21 protein-coding genes are annotated in these 20,108 nt (G+C 61.5%); 11 read left to right on the top strand and 10 right to left on the bottom strand.

Annotation, left to right across the window (positions count from 1 at the left end; translation table 11 throughout):
- Positions 1–298 precede the first annotated feature (298 nt).
- The 5 genes from AC07UK_RS04960 to AC07UK_RS04980 all read right to left on the bottom strand — a co-directional run bounded on the left by AC07UK_RS04960 (position 299) and on the right by AC07UK_RS04980 (position 4,105).
- Positions 299–853, bottom strand: coding sequence for a DUF6283 family protein (locus AC07UK_RS04960; RefSeq protein ID WP_143010729.1), 555 nt, complete (start codon positions 851–853; stop codon positions 299–301).
- A gap of 16 nt (positions 854–869) precedes the next feature.
- Positions 870–1,475, bottom strand: a complete 606-nt coding sequence (locus AC07UK_RS04965) for a hypothetical protein (RefSeq protein ID WP_201025223.1) — start codon at positions 1,473–1,475, stop codon at positions 870–872.
- An 844-nt stretch (positions 1,476–2,319) separates the two neighbouring features.
- Positions 2,320–2,751, bottom strand: coding sequence for an HU family DNA-binding protein (locus tag AC07UK_RS04970; RefSeq protein ID WP_058698129.1), 432 nt, complete (start codon positions 2,749–2,751; stop codon positions 2,320–2,322).
- 131 nt (positions 2,752–2,882) lie between these two features.
- Positions 2,883–3,134, bottom strand: coding sequence for a hypothetical protein (locus AC07UK_RS04975; protein WP_058698128.1), 252 nt, complete (start codon positions 3,132–3,134; stop codon positions 2,883–2,885).
- Positions 3,135–3,142: 8 nt separating this feature from the next.
- On the bottom strand, positions 3,143–4,105 hold the full coding sequence (locus tag AC07UK_RS04980; protein ID WP_070940836.1) for a tyrosine-type recombinase/integrase: 963 nt from the start codon (positions 4,103–4,105) through the stop codon (positions 3,143–3,145).
- A 576-nt stretch (positions 4,106–4,681) separates the two neighbouring features.
- Here AC07UK_RS04980 and AC07UK_RS04985 point away from each other — a divergent pair.
- The 3 genes from AC07UK_RS04985 (at position 4,682) to AC07UK_RS04995 (ending at position 5,577) form a co-directional block, all read left to right on the top strand.
- Positions 4,682–4,912, top strand: coding sequence for an XRE family transcriptional regulator (locus AC07UK_RS04985; protein WP_233528059.1), 231 nt, complete (start codon positions 4,682–4,684; stop codon positions 4,910–4,912).
- Between the two features lie 86 nt (positions 4,913–4,998).
- Positions 4,999–5,289 (top strand): DUF2188 domain-containing protein, encoded by a 291-nt coding sequence (locus AC07UK_RS04990; protein WP_081050317.1) that lies wholly within the window; start codon positions 4,999–5,001, stop codon positions 5,287–5,289.
- Between the two features lie 66 nt (positions 5,290–5,355).
- Positions 5,356–5,577 carry a DUF2188 domain-containing protein gene (locus tag AC07UK_RS04995; protein WP_081050298.1) on the top strand — a complete coding sequence of 74 codons (222 nt, stop codon included), beginning with the start codon at positions 5,356–5,358 and terminating at the stop codon, positions 5,575–5,577.
- 84 nt (positions 5,578–5,661) lie between these two features.
- On the opposite strand, the gene AC07UK_RS05000 is transcribed toward AC07UK_RS04995, so the two are convergent.
- Positions 5,662–5,994, bottom strand: a complete 333-nt coding sequence (locus tag AC07UK_RS05000; protein WP_233528058.1) for a hypothetical protein — start codon at positions 5,992–5,994, stop codon at positions 5,662–5,664.
- Positions 5,991–6,758: a DUF6884 domain-containing protein gene (locus AC07UK_RS05005; protein WP_233528057.1), complete on the bottom strand. Its 768-nt coding sequence runs from the start codon at positions 6,756–6,758 to the stop codon at positions 5,991–5,993. The genes AC07UK_RS05000 and AC07UK_RS05005 overlap by 4 nt, the downstream gene beginning before the upstream one ends.
- A gap of 287 nt (positions 6,759–7,045) precedes the next feature.
- Between AC07UK_RS05005 and AC07UK_RS05010 the strand changes: the two genes are divergently transcribed.
- The 3 genes from AC07UK_RS05010 (at position 7,046) to AC07UK_RS05020 (ending at position 8,830) form a co-directional block, all read left to right on the top strand.
- The gene (locus AC07UK_RS05010; protein WP_233528056.1) at positions 7,046–8,032 is read left to right on the top strand and encodes a DNA-binding protein; all 987 of its coding nucleotides are present in this window, start codon (positions 7,046–7,048) and stop codon (positions 8,030–8,032) included.
- 305 nt (positions 8,033–8,337) lie between these two features.
- Positions 8,338–8,511: a toxin HicA gene (locus AC07UK_RS05015; RefSeq protein ID WP_233528055.1), complete on the top strand. Its 174-nt coding sequence runs from the start codon at positions 8,338–8,340 to the stop codon at positions 8,509–8,511.
- Positions 8,501–8,830, top strand: a complete 330-nt coding sequence (locus AC07UK_RS05020; RefSeq protein ID WP_058698124.1) for a type II toxin-antitoxin system HicB family antitoxin — start codon at positions 8,501–8,503, stop codon at positions 8,828–8,830. Before AC07UK_RS05015 ends, AC07UK_RS05020 begins: the two co-directional genes overlap by 11 nt.
- A 493-nt stretch (positions 8,831–9,323) precedes the next feature.
- Here the strand turns inward: AC07UK_RS05020 and AC07UK_RS05025 are convergent, their stop codons facing one another.
- Positions 9,324–10,724, bottom strand: a complete 1,401-nt coding sequence (locus AC07UK_RS05025; RefSeq protein ID WP_058698950.1) for an ISNCY family transposase — start codon at positions 10,722–10,724, stop codon at positions 9,324–9,326.
- Between the two features lie 113 nt (positions 10,725–10,837).
- Positions 10,838–12,367: an IS3 family transposase gene (locus AC07UK_RS05030; protein ID WP_058698951.1), complete on the bottom strand. Its 1,530-nt coding sequence runs from the start codon at positions 12,365–12,367 to the stop codon at positions 10,838–10,840.
- Positions 12,368–13,095: 728 nt separating this feature from the next.
- Here AC07UK_RS05030 and AC07UK_RS05035 point away from each other — a divergent pair.
- From AC07UK_RS05035 to AC07UK_RS05055, 5 genes are all read left to right on the top strand, one after another.
- Positions 13,096–13,245 (top strand): hypothetical protein, encoded by a 150-nt coding sequence (locus tag AC07UK_RS05035; protein ID WP_158577658.1) that lies wholly within the window; start codon positions 13,096–13,098, stop codon positions 13,243–13,245.
- Between the two features lie 103 nt (positions 13,246–13,348).
- A complete protein-coding gene (locus tag AC07UK_RS05040) occupies positions 13,349–14,128 on the top strand; it encodes a DUF3800 domain-containing protein (protein WP_058697666.1) in 780 nt (259 codons plus the stop codon).
- A gap of 242 nt (positions 14,129–14,370) precedes the next feature.
- Complete coding sequence (gene imuA, locus AC07UK_RS05045) at positions 14,371–15,075, top strand: translesion DNA synthesis-associated protein ImuA (RefSeq protein ID WP_058697665.1); 705 nt, start codon at positions 14,371–14,373, stop codon at positions 15,073–15,075.
- Positions 15,002–16,465 carry a Y-family DNA polymerase gene (locus AC07UK_RS05050; protein ID WP_058697664.1) on the top strand — a complete coding sequence of 488 codons (1,464 nt, stop codon included), beginning with the start codon at positions 15,002–15,004 and terminating at the stop codon, positions 16,463–16,465. Before imuA ends, AC07UK_RS05050 begins: the two co-directional genes overlap by 74 nt.
- A 5-nt stretch (positions 16,466–16,470) precedes the next feature.
- Positions 16,471–19,620 (top strand): error-prone DNA polymerase, encoded by a 3,150-nt coding sequence (locus AC07UK_RS05055; RefSeq protein WP_058697663.1) that lies wholly within the window; start codon positions 16,471–16,473, stop codon positions 19,618–19,620.
- Positions 19,621–19,640: 20 nt separating this feature from the next.
- On the opposite strand, the gene AC07UK_RS05060 is transcribed toward AC07UK_RS05055, so the two are convergent.
- Positions 19,641–20,093, bottom strand: a complete 453-nt coding sequence (locus AC07UK_RS05060) for a zinc-finger-containing protein (RefSeq protein WP_058697662.1) — start codon at positions 20,091–20,093, stop codon at positions 19,641–19,643.
- Between the last annotated feature and the right edge of the window lie 15 nt (positions 20,094–20,108).

Raw genomic sequence — 20,108 nt, forward strand, 5'->3', positions numbered from 1 at the left:
GTGTGCCGCGTCAAGACGCAATTGGAAGCGGCGCAGGCCGCATTTGATCGGGCGGTACGGGAACACGGTGCCGATTCCTGCGTCGAGCTTCAATTCATGGCGGAGGTCCTCGCGCCGGTGCCGGATCTGCTACTGCGCTCCCGGTATCGCGCGGCTGTCCTGAAGCAGCGCGGTTGACAGGAAAAGGGGCAAGCGCGACGAGCGGCTCACGGCAAACACCAGTTCAGGTTGACGGCGAGACTATCGTAAGCGCTCGTTTGAGCACACCAACACCAGTTAGCGCTGGGTATTGAGACGGCTACTGACTCTCCAAAGATTTTGTAGAAGCCACAACTTTCCGACTTTGGATCGTCATTCGTGTAGGCGTGCCGTCAATCGCGCGTGCTGCTTGCCCCGTTGAAGAGTGAGGCGATCCCACGGGGCGGCAATGCTGAATAACGCTGGCGTTGGATCCCCCGATCTTGACTGCCGACTCATCTCCTTTGGCCTCGTCTTCAAAATTCGACGTCGCACGCAGCTTGTCCAGCACTTCCCGATAGTTGTCATGCAGTTCCGGCCAGTCCTCGCCAGGCTCTAGTGCTGCTGGATCAAGCCGACCGGAGACCACTGCCAGGCGCACCGCGGGATGGCGGTGTCCGACTTTCGCCAGCCATCCAGCGCACGCGAACTCCTCTCCTTGCCGGGATTGATGACACGCAAAGATACTGGCTCCAAAGTCCGGCCCCATGCCCCGGTGGTCAGGGCATGTATCAGCCAGCTTTTCGGCCAGCTCGAGATCGAAGTTTGGAATGTCTCCCGCACCCGCAGCGCGACGCCAGGGACACGATGCACAAGGTTTGCCTGGTGTTTTCATAGTTCAACTCTTGCCCTTACTCTCCAGCTGGGACGTACTCCGGAAATCCAACTTCTTGCGTCCAGAAATGCAGGCGCGGCCAGGCAGCGACACCGTTACGCTCGCGAATCGCGCAAAAGCCGGCGTGAGCGAGTCCGTGTACTCCAATGTAGGCGCGCATCTGCAGCGCCAGCCGGATTGCCTCACCATCACCACCGTACTCGTCGTCTCGAACAATCTCTTCGCCGGGCAGCCCCAATTCGGTACCCGCTGCCCAAGCCCATGCAGTGGCTTCTGGATCCGAGCATTGAATGACTGCACGATAGAGGGGATCGTCCGGATACACACCTGCCTCATCGACGACCTTCAGCATTTCGCGATGACCTGCATAGAGGTTTCCGTTCATAAGTGATCGGAAGCGCCGTGGTGTAATGGCCAGATGCCCCGCTTCGTGCAGAATTGTCGAAATCCGGCACGCAGGATCTACATGTAGCGCACCCTGCGCGATGCAGCATCCTTCGGAGAAGCCGGTTGCGCCGTCTTCGTATCGGGCAGGAACCCCGATTCCATTGAGGAAATGCATCACCCTGTCACGCGTTTCCGGGGCGTCAATTTGATAGTCCGGTGACAAGCTTGTCCGCATAAGTGATTCTCTTCCCCCCGCCGAATTTGCTTACCTGGACCGTATTGTAGCCGGTAGAATCCCCTGTCAAGCGAACCGCTTTTAGCCGTTCGAGTGGCCGCATTTCCGACAGTTCAAACACCGTGTAGCGGGTCAATATAGGTCCGCTGCCAGGCAACGCACGACGTTGCGAGCGACTGTGGTCGACCGACGACGCTTACGCGAACGCGCCGGGATATGCGACCGATTGGCGTTGGCACACGTTAAATCAGGCGCTATCGTGCAATGGCCGTCACGAACGGTGTCGCGCCGGATGATCCTTCCCTTGCCGCGTGCCGGGACTGACTGCATAGAAAAGGCCATGGAACACATCGCGGGATCGCTACCGTGATGGGCGACCCGACGTTTGAGCTTTGGCTTCCCCGTGACGACCGCACAGGCATGAGCGAGATGCAAGCTAAGCTAACGGAGCGCGAAGTCATCGACCATCTCTTTCGGATGGCGACGACGAGACTTCGATGGCACCTCCGAAATTTTGCCCTACCCGTGTGGAAGGAATGGCGAAATCTGACTGAGTGCTTTGCGTTGTCTGATCACGTCTACACGCAGTATGGATGCCTGAAGGGGATGGGGCGCGATGAAATCGCCCGGCGCACTTCATACAAGGATCGCCTCGGGCTAACCCTTGAGTACGACATCGATGCGTTGCGCTTGCGGAGGTGCTTTTCGAGGACCTGCCGGCAACCGGGGCTGGCATGGCGGCAAGTTGCTACGCCGCAGCCCTCGCCCTTCTAAGTAGGGATCCAATGCAAAAAAGCCCCGAAATCGCGAGTCGGGGCTTTTTTGTTCGCGGGAATCGTCGCGATTACGCTGCGGCGTCCTTCAGCTTCTTCAGCGGACGCACCTTGACCTTGACGCTGGCCGGCTTGGCCGCAAACCATTGTTCCTGGCCGGTGAACGGGTTCTTGCCGAACCGCTTCTTTGTGGCCGGCACCTGGATGGCCGCCACTTTGAACAGACCCGGCAGGGTGAATTCGCCGGCGCCCTTCTTATGGATCGCGCTCACCATGGTGTTTTCGAGGTGGGACAGCACAGTCTGAACGGTCTTCTTGTCCAGCTCGGTCTGGGTGACCAGGTGGGCGAGTAGGCTCGACTTGTTGAACGTGTCCTTCAGAGGCTTGGCGACCGGGGCGGCTGCGGCAGCCTTCTTGGCCGGAGCGGCCTTCTTTGCCGGAGCAGCTTTCTTTGCTGCGGTCTTCGTTGCAGTCTTTGCTACGGGTTTCGCTTTCGTGGCCATAGTCGTGTCTGGTTAGAAAAAAATGCGCGCCTGTAAGCGATTTAGGGTGGCGCACCGGCGAAGAATAGCAAAAGCAGGCGCGTATGCAAGAGGGAGGGCCCGATATCGTGTGCGCGCCAAGGGTTGCTCGATCAGCCGATCCTGAGCGCGCGGGAAGCGCGCCGGATGCGTGCAGCTGCCGCTCTCGCGGAGTCGCCCACTGCATGCCAGTCGTGGTGCCACCATGCGATAACGCTGGCAGCGGCCACGGTGTCCTCGGCACGGACGACGGCAATGACTTCCTCCGCGACGGCGGCCCACCAGGCCGCACCCTCACCGTCGCTCGCCCTTGGGTCGATCGCACGGCGGTAAATGACCTTCACAGTGTCCAGTGGAATATCCATGATCTTCCTTATTTGGCCTTTGCTGGCGCGTCAGGCGAGCTATCTTGGTGCATTGGCTCGTCCGCTGCCGGCAGTGTCGCAGCAATTCGGTCACAAGTGCGATGGCTGGCCAGCCCCAACATGCGGCTGACCTCATCACGTGAGCTGCCTGCCAGGAGATGGCGCCGGCAGAAGGTATTGCGCAACGTGCGGGGGCTTGGCTCTGCACCGGAGAACCCCATTGCGGCAAGTGCTGTGGCCACGATCCGACCGAAGCTCATGTCGGTGATCGGTCGACCATCGGGGGTGAGCGTGAATAGTAGGTCGCCCTCGACGGGGAGGATCGAGCGGCGCGCGCACCAAGTCCGCAATACAGGTATCGCGAAGTCGGCGAGGTGAACCGTGTGCGCGTCCCGTGCGCCGTGCGCCGACACAAAAAGATAGGGCGGGCTCGCATCCGGAATCAGATCCCTCAAACGCGCTGCTCGCGCTTCCCCCGCTGTAATACCCGTTGCGAGGAATGTCGCGACGATCGCGCGGCTGCGCAAGCCGGCCAGATCCTCGGCAGGCGATAGCAGATAGGCCTGTAGCCGCGCATCCTCAGCCTCATCAAGGAACAGGGGTGTGGGTTCTTCGTCTGGCCAGCGCTCAGCAAAGAGAAGTGCGGCCGCTGGGTTGTCCTGCCGCACGCCGGCGAAGACCAGATGCCGGCACAGGCGGTCCAGCAGCTTCACATACCGCATGCGGGTAGCCTGGGAGTACGACCGGCCGTCGGTCGTCTGCCAGAACGCGTCGACATCGGCGGTGCCAAATGAGGCGATGGTCGAGCCCCTGGTCATCACGTGTCGGCGGAAATGCTCGAACATTGCCTGATGTTGGACGATCGAGCGTGCTGAGAAGGGGCGGCGATCTGCGCCGGCCGCCTCACGCGCCTGCCAGTCGCGATAAGCCTGGGTCGGGTTGCTGAGCCAGAGGGAGTCCATTTGCGCCATACCCGCTGTTATATACTGAAATTATCTCATCTCCCACTCGTGCCGCCGCTTCGCGGCGTGTATTGCTTCCAAGAGAGGGTTCGGAACCGCGGCCTGCCATAGCAGTTGCGGCGCGCGGCAAGTTTTGCGCGGGTGCAGGCATAGCGTGGATAGGTGGCATCCAGCATGTCCGCGATCCGCTCCAAGCGGAGCTCCTGCGTGAAGCAGCACGCGAGCAGGCATTCCCAGGCGCAGTAGCGCATGATTTCCTGTAACAGCGCATACCGCTATTCGGGCGGAAACTGGAGATTGCCGACCTTCGCCCACACCTTCAGACCTGCATGGGCTAACGCCACGAGTTTGTCGGGCGGGGCTGGCCAGTTTCCTTCGGCATAGAGGGCCGCCACAGCGTTGTGGAGTATAATTTCACGTTCATGAAACAATCGTGACGAGCAGCTTCCACGCTGACCTCTCTTCTTCACGGGACGGGCCTCCATGCCGCGACCACTACCTGATCCGACGCCGCCTTCGCGCGCGACAATTCGCGCCATTCACCAACTGGGCGAGCGCATTCGAGCCACGCGGGCAGGGGAGGGGATGCCGATTGACCAGGCGGCAAGGCATTGCGCTGTCTCGATCGGCATGCTGTCCAAGCTGGAGAACGGCAAGGGCGTCAATCTCGAGCACGCCCTGCGTGTGCTGGACGGCCTGGGTTTGACGATGCTGGTCGTACCCAAGGCGCATGCGCCTTGGCTCGAACAGGCAGCGGCTCATGCGGCCAAGATCGGCGATGCGGCCAGGGATCAGCATGCCTGGCTGGAAGGCTAGAGACGCCGATCAGGACGGGCGTCATGCCCGGGTGCGGTCTTCGACCGGTACGGAAATGCCATTCGCTTGGCATGCTGACGCGCCTTATGCCTTGCTGGGCCATCCGATTCAGTGCCGATCCTGTGGGCGGCTTTTCCCCGGCTGCGGCGTGGGCGGCCGCCCATGCGTGCGGGGAAAATCGGCGAAGAAGCGCTCGTTGGGGCGGTCGCATTCGAGGGCACGGACGGCGGTCACACTTCCCTAGCGAGGAAGAGGCCATTGCCGCCGGGACAGAAAAGGCCAACCAAGACAAGGTCGAACTGCTGATCCATGGTCGGGACGGTCAGCTCCGCGAGCGCAACTCTTTCGGCAACGATCCACGCTCGATCAAGGGGTGATACGCTTCCCCCACGGGGTGGCATCTGGCGTCGCGGCATGGCCTGCGGCGATCTTTGGAGCTTCTGATGCCTGCAAACAGTATTAGCGTCGTGCCGGCCGAACATCAGTGGGCGCTACAAATAGACGGCACACCGGAGCCGCGTCAGTTGTTCCCCACGCTAGAAGCCGCGATTTGTGCCGGCTGGGCCAGAGCTCGTCGAGAGAATATCGAGCTTCACATCCAGCCGCTAGCTGGCAGCGTACGACTGCGCGCGGAGAGCGTCAATCCGGCGGACGTGGTTGGATAGGGCAGTCCGACATGGCGGCTATCGCCCGCCTCGGACGAGGCGGATATCGCTGGCAGCTGTGGCAGGGCACGCACCGTTGGCACGTTAGACGCACGGTCTGCCATAGCGGTTGCGGCGCGCACGCAGACGCGCTCGCGTGCACGCATAACGTGGGTACCGCCCATCCAGCATCTCGGCAATCTCCCGCAGGCTATCCCATTGCGTCGGATTGCACTCGAGCAAACTCCCGTAGGCGCAGTAGCGCAGGATCTCGTGGAGCAGGGCGTAGCGCTTTGGCTCCGGGAAATGCAGATTGCCTTCCTTGGCCCACGCCTTGTAGCCGGCGTGCGTGAGGGCCAATAGCTGGCCAGCTGTGCCATCGAGATTCTCGCTGAGCGCCTTCGCCTCCTGGTGCAGCGCTTTTTCGAATTCGCTCACGCGGCCTCCTGCAGCGGGTGAAGATCCGCCACGCCGACCCAGCGAGGGCCAATGCTGGTGCGACCGCGGATGATTTCCTCGACCTCCGCGTCGGCGGTCGGTCCGGATGGGCCTTGGAACAAGGCAAGCACACGGGCCTTGACGGCGGGCAGGTAAGGGGCCGCCCGGTAGATCAGGCCAGTCACGGCACCGGCTTCGATCCAGCCGTAGCGCCGGTAGAGCGGCGTGCCATTGGGGTGATGGCCCATCGGCTCGTTGAACCTCGGCGCAAGACCGTCGAGAAACGCGCCGAGTTGTGAGCGTTGCATGCCGATGCCGCCGGTCGTTTCCTGAAAGGCCGGCAGCGTGGTGTTGTATTGGCGAGCGAGCGCGGCGCGCATGACACGGCGGTACTCCTTGCCGCCGGCCAGCAACACCTTGCCGACCTGGGCTGGCCAGTTCGCCGATCCCGCGAATGCCGGCAGATCGGCCAACATCGCGTCGGCACGCTGCGCGGTCATGCGCTGGTCGTAGGGATCGATCACCGCGTGCGGATCCAGGAAGCCGTGACGTGCGGAGAGGATCAGGACATTCGGTCTAGCCTCCCGTCGCAGGTGCGCCCGATAGGAGTCGTACATCACGCCTTGGTAGAGGTCAATGGCACGCGCCTGCCGGTCGAGCTTCGTGCCGGAACAGGCAAGTAGCAGTAGCGCCGACGCGCTGGCGGGATGGACGCGGCCCGACGAGGTCGGGAACAGGGGGAGCTGCGTTTGGTGGGAGAGCATTGGCATCGTTGTCGAAGGGATGCTTTCACTCTATCGGCACCAACGCGAAGTCAAGGAGCGACGCCCGAACGGTTGGCGCTAGATTTCGCGCTTTCGATTCCGCATCCATTCCGCCGGAAATCGAGTACCTCGGGTCGTTGCGGCCCCTTGCGACGGGGCGCCTACCAGTCTCGAGGTAGACCCTTGGCCGCTCGCGGCCTTTCCACCCAGCCTGTTCGGCGGCCGAGCGGCTCGGCGGCGTCTGCCGGGGCCATGCACCCGTTTCCCCCTTCACCGTCGTTTCGTACTTGTTTTTCGTATCGTATCGTATTATTTTCAATACGATATCAACGGAGCACGAGCAATACGAAATGGCACGTCCGGGCATCACCTACGAGCAAGTGGCCGCGGTTGCCGAGGCGCTGGTCGCCCAACAGCTAAAGCCAACGCTGACCGCGGTGCGCGAGCGGTTGGGCAGCGGCAGCATGAACACGATTCATCGGTACTGGTCGACCTGGCAGGAACAGCAGCAGAAGCGGCCACCACGCAAGCTCAGCGAACCGAATTCACGCCTCCTTGCCGCGCTGGGCGCCGAGTTGTCCAAAGTCGCCGAGGAAGCGGCCGCCGAAGCGGAGGCCGCCCTGGCGCAGGCGATGAATGAGCTCGCCGCGATGGCAGCGAACGGCGAAGCGCTTGAAAAGGAGCGAGACGACCTGGCGCAGCAGCTCTTGGAAGTGACGACCGATCGCGATACCGTCGCGGGCAGGGCGAACGAGCAGGCCGACGAAATTGAGCGTCTGCAGCAAGGGGCGGCACGCCAACAGGAGGAGTTGGCACGCGTACGGCGCGCGCTGGCACAAGCGGAACTGCGCCTGGAAGCAGTGTCTCGCCTGGAGGACGAAGTGGTCGCGGTACGGGGTCAATGGGGGAGCGAGCAGGCTTTGCGCGCCGCGGCCGAGAAGGCCGCGGCCGTTGCCGAAGCCCAGCGCGCGGCAGAAGAGGCGGCTCGCCAACGCGCTGAAGCGCGCTTGAGTAGCGCCGAGACGCGGGAAGGGCAAGCACGCCAGGAACTGACAGAGGTGCACGCCGCGCATCAGTCCACGCGGGACAAGCTAATCGAAGCGGTCAGCCTGGCCGCTGAGGCACAGGCCGAGCTGAGAGCGTTGCGTGCTCACTTGGAGGCCAAGGGCGCGGAGACGTCCGCCGTTGGGAGTCAGCAACCGGACGAAGCGAGCGCGAACGCAACGGGGGCCGACGAAAGCAAACCGCCGGCGCGACCCCGTCGGCGGCGCTAACGGCGATCGGCATCTCCAGCTCGGGTCCTTGGGTGGTCGTATAGCAGAGCCGGGCGCTGCGTGAGCCTCTGCACTTGAGGCAAGCGGTTCTCGCTTCGGTGTTAAACACCCGCCTTTCAACCGCCCCGCGCGGCCGGCGCGCACGGCTCGACTGGGTTTTGCCGGGTAAGGCGTTCTGAGCCGTTCGCGCACTTTGATTTTCAAATGGTTGCACTATTGATACCACGCTGTCATGACAGACACCCGTAAGATCTTGGCGCAGATGCGCCAGGAGCCTGCCAGCCAATGTGCGGTTTTCGAACCTCATGAAGGTGTGCGAAGAATATTTCGGTACCGCCAGGCAATCGGGCACTAGCCATGCAGTGTTTAAAACACCTTGGCCGGGCGACCCACGTGTGAACATTCAGAATGACAAGGGGAAAGCCAACCAAGTGCTGAAGGCGATTGAGAAGCTGCACGAGGGAAAAAATGCCAACTGACCACTATACGTACCGAGTAACCTGGTCGACCGAGGACCAGGAGCACGTCGGGCTATGCGCAGAGTTCCCGTCATTGTCTTGGCTCGCCTCCACGCCTGAAGACGCCTTGGCCGGTATCCGGCAGGTCGTGGCGGAAGCCGTTGCCGACATGAAGTCCGGCGGCGAAGAAGTCCCCGTTCCGCTGGCGGACAAGCAATATAGCGGCGTCCTATCGCTTCGCATCCCGCCGGAGTTGCATCGTTCCTTGGCGACGCAGGCGGCGGAGCAAGGCGTCAGCCTTAACCGGCTCGTCAGCGCTCGCCTGGCTGTTCTGGCATAGGTAATGCCAGTCAAATTATCCCGGCGAAAGCGGCCTGGGCGCCATGCTACATCCTGCCATAAGTGATTTATACGGCATATGACGCATTCTTGGTGGGTCGGGATGGTGTTGCGTGACCCTTGGCAAGAGCCGATGCAGCGGTTTTCAAGGTCAAAAGACGGCTTGCAGAGGAAAAAGCCAATGGCCCGCTGTTGCGCGATGGTAGTCGCCGCATCTGTTGCGCAGAATCGCCTGGAAAGCCTTGAACTACTGTGGCCGACCGCCGCCACAGCGCAACACTTCAAAACATACCAGTTGTCAAAGCTAAGTTGAAATGTCCGGGTCCCGGCAAAGTTAAAATGTCCGGTTGTCCGGTGTCTGTCCAGCTTGTTTGTTCTGTCTTTTTTGGGGTTCCCGTAGGGCGGTGGTGCTGGCCTGAAGCGGCAGAGTTGTGATCAGGGTGAGGCCGTCATGCCAGCAGGGCGGATTTGAATTTCCAGGTGTCAAGCTGAAATCAATTCTCCGTTCCGTTCAGCGGCCACGGCTGCTGCTGCAACCGTTGCAGCGCTTCCAACATATCGTTCTGGCCCAGCGAGCGCTGCGACTTCTTGCCGGGCGGTCGTCCACGCTTGCGGGGAGCCCCCTCCGTGCCAGGCACAGAGAGTGACCGCGTGTTGTCGCGCTTCTCCTGAACGTATTGCGCTAATTGCAATACGTGCCCCAGGCGCTTGTTATCAACGATCGCGCCTTGATCCACTTCCGAGAGCCGATCGTAAATCGTGTAGGGCAGGGCGGCGCCATTTGCGCGTGGCTCGATTCTGCCGTCCGGATAGTGATAGACATCGATATAGCGACCGGCCAGTTTCCGATGCTCTGGCGTATCCGCCAGCAGGTAGAGCATCTTGTCGTACTGAATCGTCAGGCTCTTGGACACACAGCGCGGCTCGCGCCACGCGAAGATGAGATCCAGGTTCTCGTCGGGTCGCAGCGGCCGATGGGCGTTGTGGTCATTGCGCGGCGCCTTGGCAAAGCGCGCGTTATAGTCGGCGATGAATTCCGCCATGAAGGCATTGGCTGCCTCCATCGTGTTGATCCCACGCAGGCGCAACTCCTTGACCAACCGGTCCTGCAAGGTCAGGTGAGTCCGCTCGACACGGCCTTTTGCCTGGCTGCTGTTGGCGCAGATACCTTCGATGTTCAGCTCGAACAAGGCCCGCGCAAACTGGGTGTGGCCGTCGCCACTGGTTGCCCCTTTCTTGTTGACCCGAAAAACGCTGGCCTTGTCGCTGTAGAACGCCACCGGCTTGCCGTGGCGCTCCAGATAGGCCCGCGTCGCCGCAAAGTATGTGAACGTGGATTCCGAATGAGTAAAGCGTAGTTCCATGATCTGGCTGGTGGCGTCGTCGACGTAAACCAGCAGGGTGCAGGCTGGGGCGCGCTCCTCAAACCAGCGGTGATCGCTGCCGTCGATCTGGATCAGTTCGCCATAGCAGGCGCGCCGGTTACGAGGCTGGTAGACCTTCGGCGGCCGCTGTTTGCGCGGCACCCACAGGCCGGCCACCGTCATCAGTCGGCGGATCGTTTCTTTGGACAACGTTAGCCCATGACGCTCTCGCAGCTTCTCGGCCGCCAGGGTCGGGCCGAAGTCGGCGTAGTGTTCCCGAATCAGGCCGAGGGCCACGGATTCGCGGTCCGCTGGCATGCGATTGTTGCTGGGTCGACCGCGCCGGCGAGAAACCAGCCCGGATGCGCCTTCTTGCCTATAGCGCTCCAGCAGCCGCCGGAATTGCCGGTCCGTGATCTCCAACCGTTCGGCAGCCACCCCGGGCCGCAACTGACCATCCACGACCGCCTGGACGATCTTGAGCCTGTCTAACTCACGCATGCTTACTGTAATGACCTCGGTTCCCGCCATCCCCGGACATCCTCCATTGCATTCAACCGGGCAGGCTGAATACCATGGACAGGCGCCTCAGGCGGACATTTCAACTTTGCTAGAAGGGGGTGCGGATGAATTCTTGGACTGAGTTAAGTTGCGATTCCAAGGTGGCGCCGGTATTCGACCGGACTCATGCCGCGCAGCGACAATTTGATGCGCCGCTCGTTGTACCACTGGATGTAAGAGTTTAGCTCGTGCATGAATCCTTCTACCGTCGTGCCAGCCCAGTTGCGACAGTAGTACATCTCATTTTTCAGGCGACCGAAGAAGCCTTCGCAGGCTGCGTTGTCAGGTGAGCAGCCCTTTCGCGACATGGAACGGATGAGACCAGCCGCCTTGATGCGCTGCAGCCATCCCGGCCAACGATAGTGCGAGCCCCTATCACTGTGTACTACGGGGCTGTCGCCATCGGTGAGCGTGGTGATGGCGCCGTCGAGCATGCTATTGACCAATTGTGCGTCAGGCCTCGTGCCGATAGACCAACTTACAACCTTGCCGTCAAAGCAATCGATCATGGGCGATAGATACACCTTGCCAGCTGGAAGCTGGAATTCGGTGATGTCTGTCAGCCATTTTTGATTTGGCGCCTGCGAATGGAAATCCCTAGCAATCAGGTTCTCGGGGGCAGCGCCAATCTCCCCGCTGTAGGAACTGTACCGACGACGAGGCCGACGGACAGTAAGCTGCTCCTCCGCCATCAATTTGCGCACGACCTTTTCGGAGATCCGAATATCTCGCTGACGCAGCATCGCGTGGATACGACGGTACCCATAGCAGCGATGGTTGCTGTCAAAGATCTCGACCATGGCCTTACGTACATCGCCGTACTTATCGCGCAGCCTCAAGCCTGTCTTGTGATAGAAGTAGCTACTGCGCGCAAGCCCGACGACGCGAAGAAGCTCAGGCAACGGATACGTAGCTTTCAAGGCATCAACCACCTGTGTCTTCTCCCTGTTTGTCAGGGTCAGGGAGTTGATGCCTTGGTCTTTTTTTATTAGATCGCCCGCCTGCGCCAGGATGTCGCGCTCAAGTTGCAGCTGGCGTACCTGCTGTTCGAGCTGCGCGATTCTTTCCAGCAACGCTGCATGCTCGTCTTCAGGCGAGGCCAATTTACGTTTGCGCATAGATCGATATGCCTCGTCTCCGAGCAGTTGATCTTTCCACTTGTACAGCATCGGTCGGCTTACTCCAACCTTTTTCGCTACTTCCTCCGCTGAGCCCCGGCGGGCGCAAAGGTCAGTGACTGCCTGACGTCTCTGCTCGGACGCAAACGGCGCACTGGTGTTTGTGCTCGTGACCATGCGACGCGAGCCAGGGCGCAGCTCCTCAATCCAGCGGGCCAGCATTTCGGTGCTGGGATACCCGAGGGCTCTGCGGGTACCAACTAGAGAGCAGCCATGACCGAAGTAGTGATCCACCGCCACGCTTTTTTGCTCCAGCGTGTATCGATGCCTTGGACGGCGGTGCTCGGGCAGGTCCCCCAGTGCCTGGTAAAGGTTGACCCACCGCTTCAGGTTCTTACCCGACGGATAGCCCAGCTCACGAACGACCGTTGCCGTCTTTCCTCCATACTTTAAATACAGCTTGACCGCCCTGATGCGATCCTCGTACGAATACATGAACTACCTCCAAGTAGTCCAAGAATTCATCCGCACCCCCGAACCGGACATTACAACTTTGCCGCTACACCAGTAGTTCGCATAAAAAGATTTATGTTAAATCATTCAGTGCGACCGGGCACAGCACGCACATAACAGCGCAGCGTGGACCTCTTCCTGGCTTCTTTCCATAAATGGAGGCCTGCGGTACGCGCTATCAAATGACCAGCAAATAGAAGCGCTTCTTCTAACTTACTGAAATTATTAGCATTTATATCAGAGAGAGGCTCGTAGCTTCGAGGTCGTGAAGTAAGCTATCAAATTAGTTAGCGATTGTGACAGCGCCGGCCGCAAGTTCATCGTGAGGCCGCGACAAAAGGCCTCTAGCCGCTGGCTGTCACTCTAAACGCACGAGCCTGGCGCGCCGACTTCGACGCCGGTCGCCGCGACCTCCGACCAGGCACTCGCCTGGAGGAGTGGCTGCATCGAGGGCAAGGCCGTGCGAGGTTGTGCCATGAGCTGCTGCAGCGAAGACCATACCACCGTGGTGGAAGGGCTGCGGCTGGAGGAACTGCTCAATCGTTCAACTACCGTTGCAAAGACTTTCTGGTCCGAAGGGGAACGTTTCTGCCATAAGAAGTGGCAGCCCAGGAACAGAAGATTGGTCGCCCCTCGAGAAGTCCCAGAAGGGCAAGCCAGTAAAACTCCTGCCACGCATTCTTCCAGATTTATGAGCCCACACAAGGCCGATGGCCGACCCCTTGTTCAGCGTGGACACCAAGGACTTCGACATCGACAAGTGTCGGTTCGCCCTGATCGCCAGCAGCGCGTTGCAGATCGTGATCGGCGTGACGGGGCGCCCACTACAGACGCCTGCCGCCATTTCCGACAACGGATAGGGCACGTCCGTCCGGCCAAGTAGCGTCCATAGCGAGATCATTTTGAAGCCCGGCCCTTTGGTGTGCCTCATAATGGCACCCTCATATAACCAACGCATCACGCATGACCTCCAGCTTTCGCGTCTATATCGACGAGTCGGGCGACGAAGGATTTGTGTTCCTTCCCAACGAGCAAGGTAGTTCGAGGTGGTTCGTCCAGTCCGCCACGGTAGTTCGCACTGTGAACGACCTAGCAATGGTGCAACTCGTCAAGAACGCTAGGGAGCTACTGAGGAAGCCTGCTAAATCGCCCCTGCATTTTCGCAACCTGCGGCATGAGCACCGGGTGCCTCTGGCGCGCATGATTGGGGAGGCGCCACTGCGGCACGTGCATGTGCTGGTCCACAAGCCCTCAATCGCCGACCCGGAGGTTTTTCAGCAGGAGGCGTTTTCCTTATACCGCTACACGATCCGCCTTTTGCTGGAACGCGTGAGCTGGCTGTGCAGGGATACCGCGCGCCCTGGTGAGGGTGATGGTAAGGCCGAACTGATTTTCTCGAACCGATCGGCGATGTCCTATGCCGACCTCCATCATTACCTTGTGCGACTGCAGGGCCGGGAAGACTGCCGCATCCATTGGGACAGCCTCGACCTTGATGGCGTGCGCGCAGTGAATCACGACCAGTTGGCAGGCCTGCAGGTCGCCGACGCCGTGGCGACGAGCGCGTTCTACGCAGTCCACAGAAATCAGTATGGGGAGACGGAAGACCGATACCTGCGCATGCTCGCACGCAACCTGTATCGGCGCAATGGACAGGTGGACGGCTACGGCTTGAAGTTTTGGTGCGGCGACGCAGAAGATGGGGAGCGTCGGCGTGTGATCGCCGCGGTGCGCGACGACTGAGAAAAGACGGTTGCAGGCCCCGGATTCGAGGATCCCACCCAAAACGGGCTGCCGTCTTTCGACGACCTCTACAAGCTCCGCGCTTGCCTGCAACACCCAAATTATACGAGCCCTGATGCGATTTTCGCAACAGGGCTGGTTGGCCGCTGGTGGCAGCGATCGCGCGATGGAACCGCTCATGTGACGGATAATGCAGGTGAATACTGTATAAATATACAGTACACTGGGGGCAGGAGCTCGCCATGCTAACCGTCGCCCCAGAATCCATTCATCCGTCACTTTGGCTTGCCTCGCAGCTTGCTCGGGGCAACGCACGCACCGTTCCAACCGGGTATCCGTCGCTCGACAAGGAGCTTCCGGGCGGCGGCTGGCCGATCGGTTGCCTGACGGAGTTGCTGCAGCGCCAGCCGGGTATCGGCGAGTTGCGCTTGCTACGCCCTGCTCTCGTCGCGCGCTCGAACCGCCCTGTCGCGCTTCTGGCACCGCCGCACGCGCCTCAAGCGTTGGCGCTCGCCAACTGGGGCGTCCCGTCCGCGCAGACTCTCTGGATCGAAACCCGGCACACCGCTGACGCCCTGTGGGCCGCGGAGCAGATCTTGCGCGCCGGGACCTGCGGAGCGCTCGTCTTTTGGCAGTCGCACCTGCGTAACGATGCGCTTCGGCGTCTGCATCTTGCCGCCCAAGCCTCCGATGTCCTTTTCTTCGTGGTTCGTCCGACGGCCTGTGCACGCGATGCCTCGCCGGCGCCGCTGCGCCTGACATTGGAGCCCGCATCGGACGGAATTCGTGTGCAGTTCGTTAAGCGTCGAGGCCCGCAGCAGGAATCGCCGCTCCACATAGCGCTGCAGCCCTCCCCCATTCTGTTGTATCGCCATGCTGCGCCTGTGGATCTGCCTGCGCCTGTCGTCCCTGCCCCTCGAAGTATTCCGACCGAACTGGTCCACTGAGCTAGCGGTTGCTGTCCTGGACAGGGAGCGCGTGCATATGGCGTCGCCGCTGGCCATTGCGGCCGGCGTGAAGCCGGCAATGCGCCGCGGTGGCGTACAGACGATCGCACCGCAGACCATTCTCTTTGACCGCGATGGTTGCGCAGAACTGGCGGCGCTCGAGCGTGTCATGATGGCGATGCTGCAGTTCTCGCCCAATGTCGCTGCGTCCGAGGAGGCGGCGGTGCTTGTCGACATCAGCACCACGCTGCGACTATTCGGCGGCGTCCGCAAGCTGCGGCAACGGATGCTGGCGGCCGTCAGGGCAATGGGGTTCAGTCCTGTCGCGGGATGCGCACCAACCGCCGAAGGCGCTTGGCTACTTGCGCGCTCTGGTGGCGGAACGGCATTAAGTATGCCCACATTGGTGCGAGCGCTGGTCGGCATCCCCGTTGCGATCCTGCCGGCGGCGCGGCCGTTTGATGAGTGGCTGGACGGACTCGGCTGTCGGACGCTAGGAGACCTGCGCCGGCTGCCGCGCGCAGGCCTGCAGCGCCGATGCGGCGCCGCCATCCTTGAGGCGTTGGATCGCGCCCATGGGGAAGCACCTGAAGTCTTCGAATGGGTCGAAGCTCCCCCATCGTTTGACGCCGCGGTGGATCTTCCGGATAGGATGGACAACGCTGAGTCCGCCCTTGCCTACACTCGCGGCTTGCTGGTACAGATGGTCGGCTGGCTAACCGCCCGGCACCTGGCCATCAAGCGGTTTGCGGTCGAACTGCGCCACGAGCGCGGCCCCGCTGCCATCGCACCAACGAAGATTGAGATTGCGCTGGCCGAGCCCAACTGGCATGAAGAGCATTTGGTTCGCCTGCTCAAAGAGCGTCTGACGCGGCTGACTGTCGAGGCGCCGATGATTGCCGTCGCGGTGTCTGCCATCGAGACCGAGCCGGTGGCACCCCCCAGCGATTCATTGTTTCCAGAACCGGGCGGCACGCCGGCGGACCATGCACGCCTGCTTGAGTTGCTGGTGGCACGCCTCGGCGCTGACAATGTCCGCCAACCGTGCTTGCGTGCAGACTACCGCCCGGAAGTCGCCAACAGCTGGCAGTCTGCCACTGACAAGCCGCCCAGCGCAACGTTGCCCGCAGGCCTGCCACGTCCTGTTTGGCTGCTCGGCAAGCCGGTGCCGCTGATTGAACGCGACCACCGTCCCTTCTACGGATCGCCACTGCGTATCGTCTCACCGCCTGAGCGCATCGAGTCGGGCTGGTGGGGCGGCCAGCTGGTGACACGCGACTATTTCGTTGCGGAGGCGAAGGACCACACCTGCTACTGGATCTTTCAGGAACGCATGGGCAGCCGAGAAGGCGATGAGGCTCGGTGGTATCTGCATGGCCTCTTCGGCTGAAAACCATGGACATCAACGCCAAGGCAGGTCTGCCCGCCTACGCGGAACTGCACTGCCGCTCCAACTTCTCCTTCCTCGCCGGCGCCTCACGGCCGGAAGAGCTCGCTGAGCGCGCCGCTCAGTTGGGCTACCACGCGCTCGCCATCACGGACGAGTGCTCGCTAGCGGGCATCGTTCGTGCCCACACAGAGGCCAGGAATGCCGGCCTTCGCCTTGTAATTGGCGCCTGGTTCCGGCTGCAGAACGCCGACGGCTCTCCCGCGCTCTCATTCCTTGCGCTTGCCCGTAACCGCGAAGGTTATGGCAACTTGTGCGAACTGATCACGCTCGCGCGCATGCGCGCCGCCAAGGGTTCCTATGTGCTGACCCCACGCGACTTGGCCGCGCCCGAAGCGCCGTCCGAGCATCTGAAGGGGCTGCCAGATTGCTTGATCGTGTTCACGCCGGACTATGGCGTGGCGGCCGAGAAGCTGGAGGCGCAATCGGCATGGGTGAGCGCGACTTTTGCTGGCAGGGCGTGGATGGGATTGAGCCTGCTCTACAAGCCGATGGACGATATCCACCGCGGCACGGTCGAAGCGGCCGCGGCGCGACATCACCTGCGCATCGTCGCCACTGGCAACGTCACCATGCACGTACGCTCGCGCAAGCCGATGCATGACGTGCTGACTGCCATCCGTGTGCATCGCCCGGTTCCCGAATGTGGGTATGACCTCCTGCCTAACGCCGAGCAGCACCTGCGCTCCCGCTTGCGACTCGCCAACATTTACCCGCACCGCTACCTGACGGAGTCGGTCCACATTGCAAACCTGTGTCAATTTTCGCTGGACGAGCTCCGTTACGAGTATCCCGAAGAAGTGGTGCCGGATGGCGTCACGCCGTCCGACTATCTGCGGGGCGAAGCCTATGTCGGCGCGCACCGTCGCTATCCGGACGGCATCCCCCTTGCCGTCCAGCAGCAACTCGAACATGAATTCGCACTGATCCGCGACATGTCGTATGAACCCTATTTCCTGACGGTCTACGACATCGTGCGGTTCGCCCGCTCCAACGGCATTCTCTGCCAGGGTCGCGGGTCCGCAGCCAATTCCGCCGTCTGCTACTGTCTCGGCATTACCGAAGTTGACCCGGCACGCGGCAACCTGCTGTTCGAGCGGTTCATTTCAAAAGAGCGCGCCGAGCCGCCCGATATCGACGTCGACTTCGAGCATCAGCGCCGCGAGGAGGTGATCCAGTACCTGTATCGCAAGTACGGGAGGGACCGCGCGGCACTGGCTGCCGCGGTGACCACCTACCGGCCTCGCAGCGCGCTGCGCGACACAGGCAAGGCATTAGGTGTGGATCCCGCGATCGTCGACCTGGTCGCGAAATCTCACCATTGGTTCGACAGCAAAGCGGATCTCCTTAAGCGTTTTGGCGAAAGCGGCGTGGATACGGAAGCGGCATTGTCCCAACGCTGGGCACACATGGCCGTGTCGCTGCTTGGCTTCCCGCGGCATCTCTCCCAGCACACAGGAGGTTTTGTGCTCGCGCGTGGCAAGCTTTCCAGGCTGGTGCCAATCGAGAACGCGGCCATGGCCGATCGCAGCGTGATCCAGTGGGACAAGGACGACCTTGACGCCTTGGGGTTGCTCAAGGTTGATGTCCTCGCGCTCGGCATGCTGTCTGCGATCCGGCGAGCCCTGGATCTGGTGACGCAACAACGCGGAGAAGCCTTTGAGCTGCAGGACATTCCAGCGGAAGATCCGAAGACCTACGAGATGATTTCGCGGGCGGATACGGTGGGCGTGTTCCAGATTGAGTCGCGCGCCCAGATGTCGATGCTGCCCCGCTTGAAGCCGCGCACCTTCTATGACCTCGTCATCGAAGTGGCGATCGTTCGGCCGGGCCCGGTTCAGGGTGGCATGGTGCATCCCTACCTGCGTCGCCGGCAGGGCTTGGAGCCGGTCAGCTATCCGAGCCCGGAGATGGAGCAAGCCCTGTCCCGCACGCTGGGTGTACCGATCTTTCAGGAACAGGTGATGCAGGTAGCCATGCTGGCGGCAGGCTTCTCAGCTGGGGAAGCGGATCAACTGCGTCGCGCCATGGCCGCCTGGAAGCGAAAAGGTGGGTTGGAGCGATACCACGAACGCATCGTGACGGGCATGCTCGAGCGCGGCTACGATCTGGAGTTCGCGGAGAGCATCTTCCGGCAGATCCAGGGCTTCGGCGAGTACGGCTTTCCGGAAAGCCATGCAGCAAGCTTCGCACTTCTCGTCTACGCGAGTGCGTGGCTCAAGTGCCACGAGCCTGACGCCTTCCTCTGCGCCATGCTGAATAGCCAGCCGATGGGCTTCTACACGCCATCCCAGCTGGTGCAGGACGCCAAGCGCCATGGCGTCACGGTTCTTCCTGTTGATGTGACAGTGAGTGGCTGGGACGCCAGCCTGGAAAGTCATGAAGGCTCGGTGCTGGCTGTACGCCTGGGCCTCTCGCAGCTGAGGGGCATGCGCCGCGAAGCGGCCGAACGCATCGAAACGGCACGCGCACTCCGGCCCTTCGCCTCCGTCAAGGTTCTTGCTCGCAGAGCGTCGCTAGACCGGCACGATGTCAATGTACTGGCCGCTGGCAATGCGTTGATTGGCCTTACGGGTAGTCGACGCCAGGCGATGTGGCAGGCGGCTGCAGCGGTACCTGACAAGGATCTGCTGCGGCCCGCGGATCTGGACGAGCCAATGCCCGAACTCTCACAGCCAACGGAAGGCGAGGAGATCGTCAGCGACTATCGCTCGCTCGGCCTCACGCTGAACCGCCACCCGCTTGCCCTGCTCCGCCACAAGCTTGCTGCATTGCGCTTTGTGCCCGCCGACGTGCTTGCCACCTACGCGACGCGGCAGATTGCCCGTGGCTGCGGAATCGTGACCGTACGGCAGCGGCCGAGCACGGCGAATGGCGTGGTCTTCTTGTCATTGGAGGACGAGACCGGTACCGTCAGCGTCATCGTCTGGCCGTCCGTGATGGAGAAGTACCGACGCGAGGTATTGACGGCCTCCCTACTCGGTGTCTATGGCCAGTGGCAATGCGAAGGCGAGGTGCGGCACCTGATCGCGCAACGCTTTGTCGACTTGTCGCCCATGCTTGGATCCCTGGACACCGCGAGCAGGAATTTCTGCTAACAGTATCCTCGTTGCCCTCATCAGGAACCCGAAGGCTCTCGCCCACGTGAGGCCTGGAACTCGGCGATGCATTGGATGGCCTGTTCGCACTGCTCAAGCGAAAGGGCATGGATGCTGGGACTGTCGACTGGAATGCGGAGCGATGCAATCAGCCACTTCATTGCCTTGCCCCTCGCCTCAAAGGCATTGACACCGTCGCGCCGCATCTTCGCAGTGACCAACGGATCGAGGGCATCGTGCAGTCGGCTCTTCTTTTCGCGCAATGCCGCGTCGGCCAATCTTCCAAGCGGGGTGTGTTGCTTGCTTCGCGCACGCACGCCGATCCACGCCTGGCACGGGGAGCAGATCCACACAGGCCCGTGGTCCTCCAAATACGGGTATGCCTCTTCTCCCACGCGGGCAAGAACCGCCTTCCCGCCGCAGTAATCGCAGAGGGGCTGAGGAGGAGCAGGTATCGGTCGGCCAACACGCATCAATGACCCTGAGTT

Source organism: Cupriavidus sp. GW821-FHT07C08 (assembly GCF_059419025.1).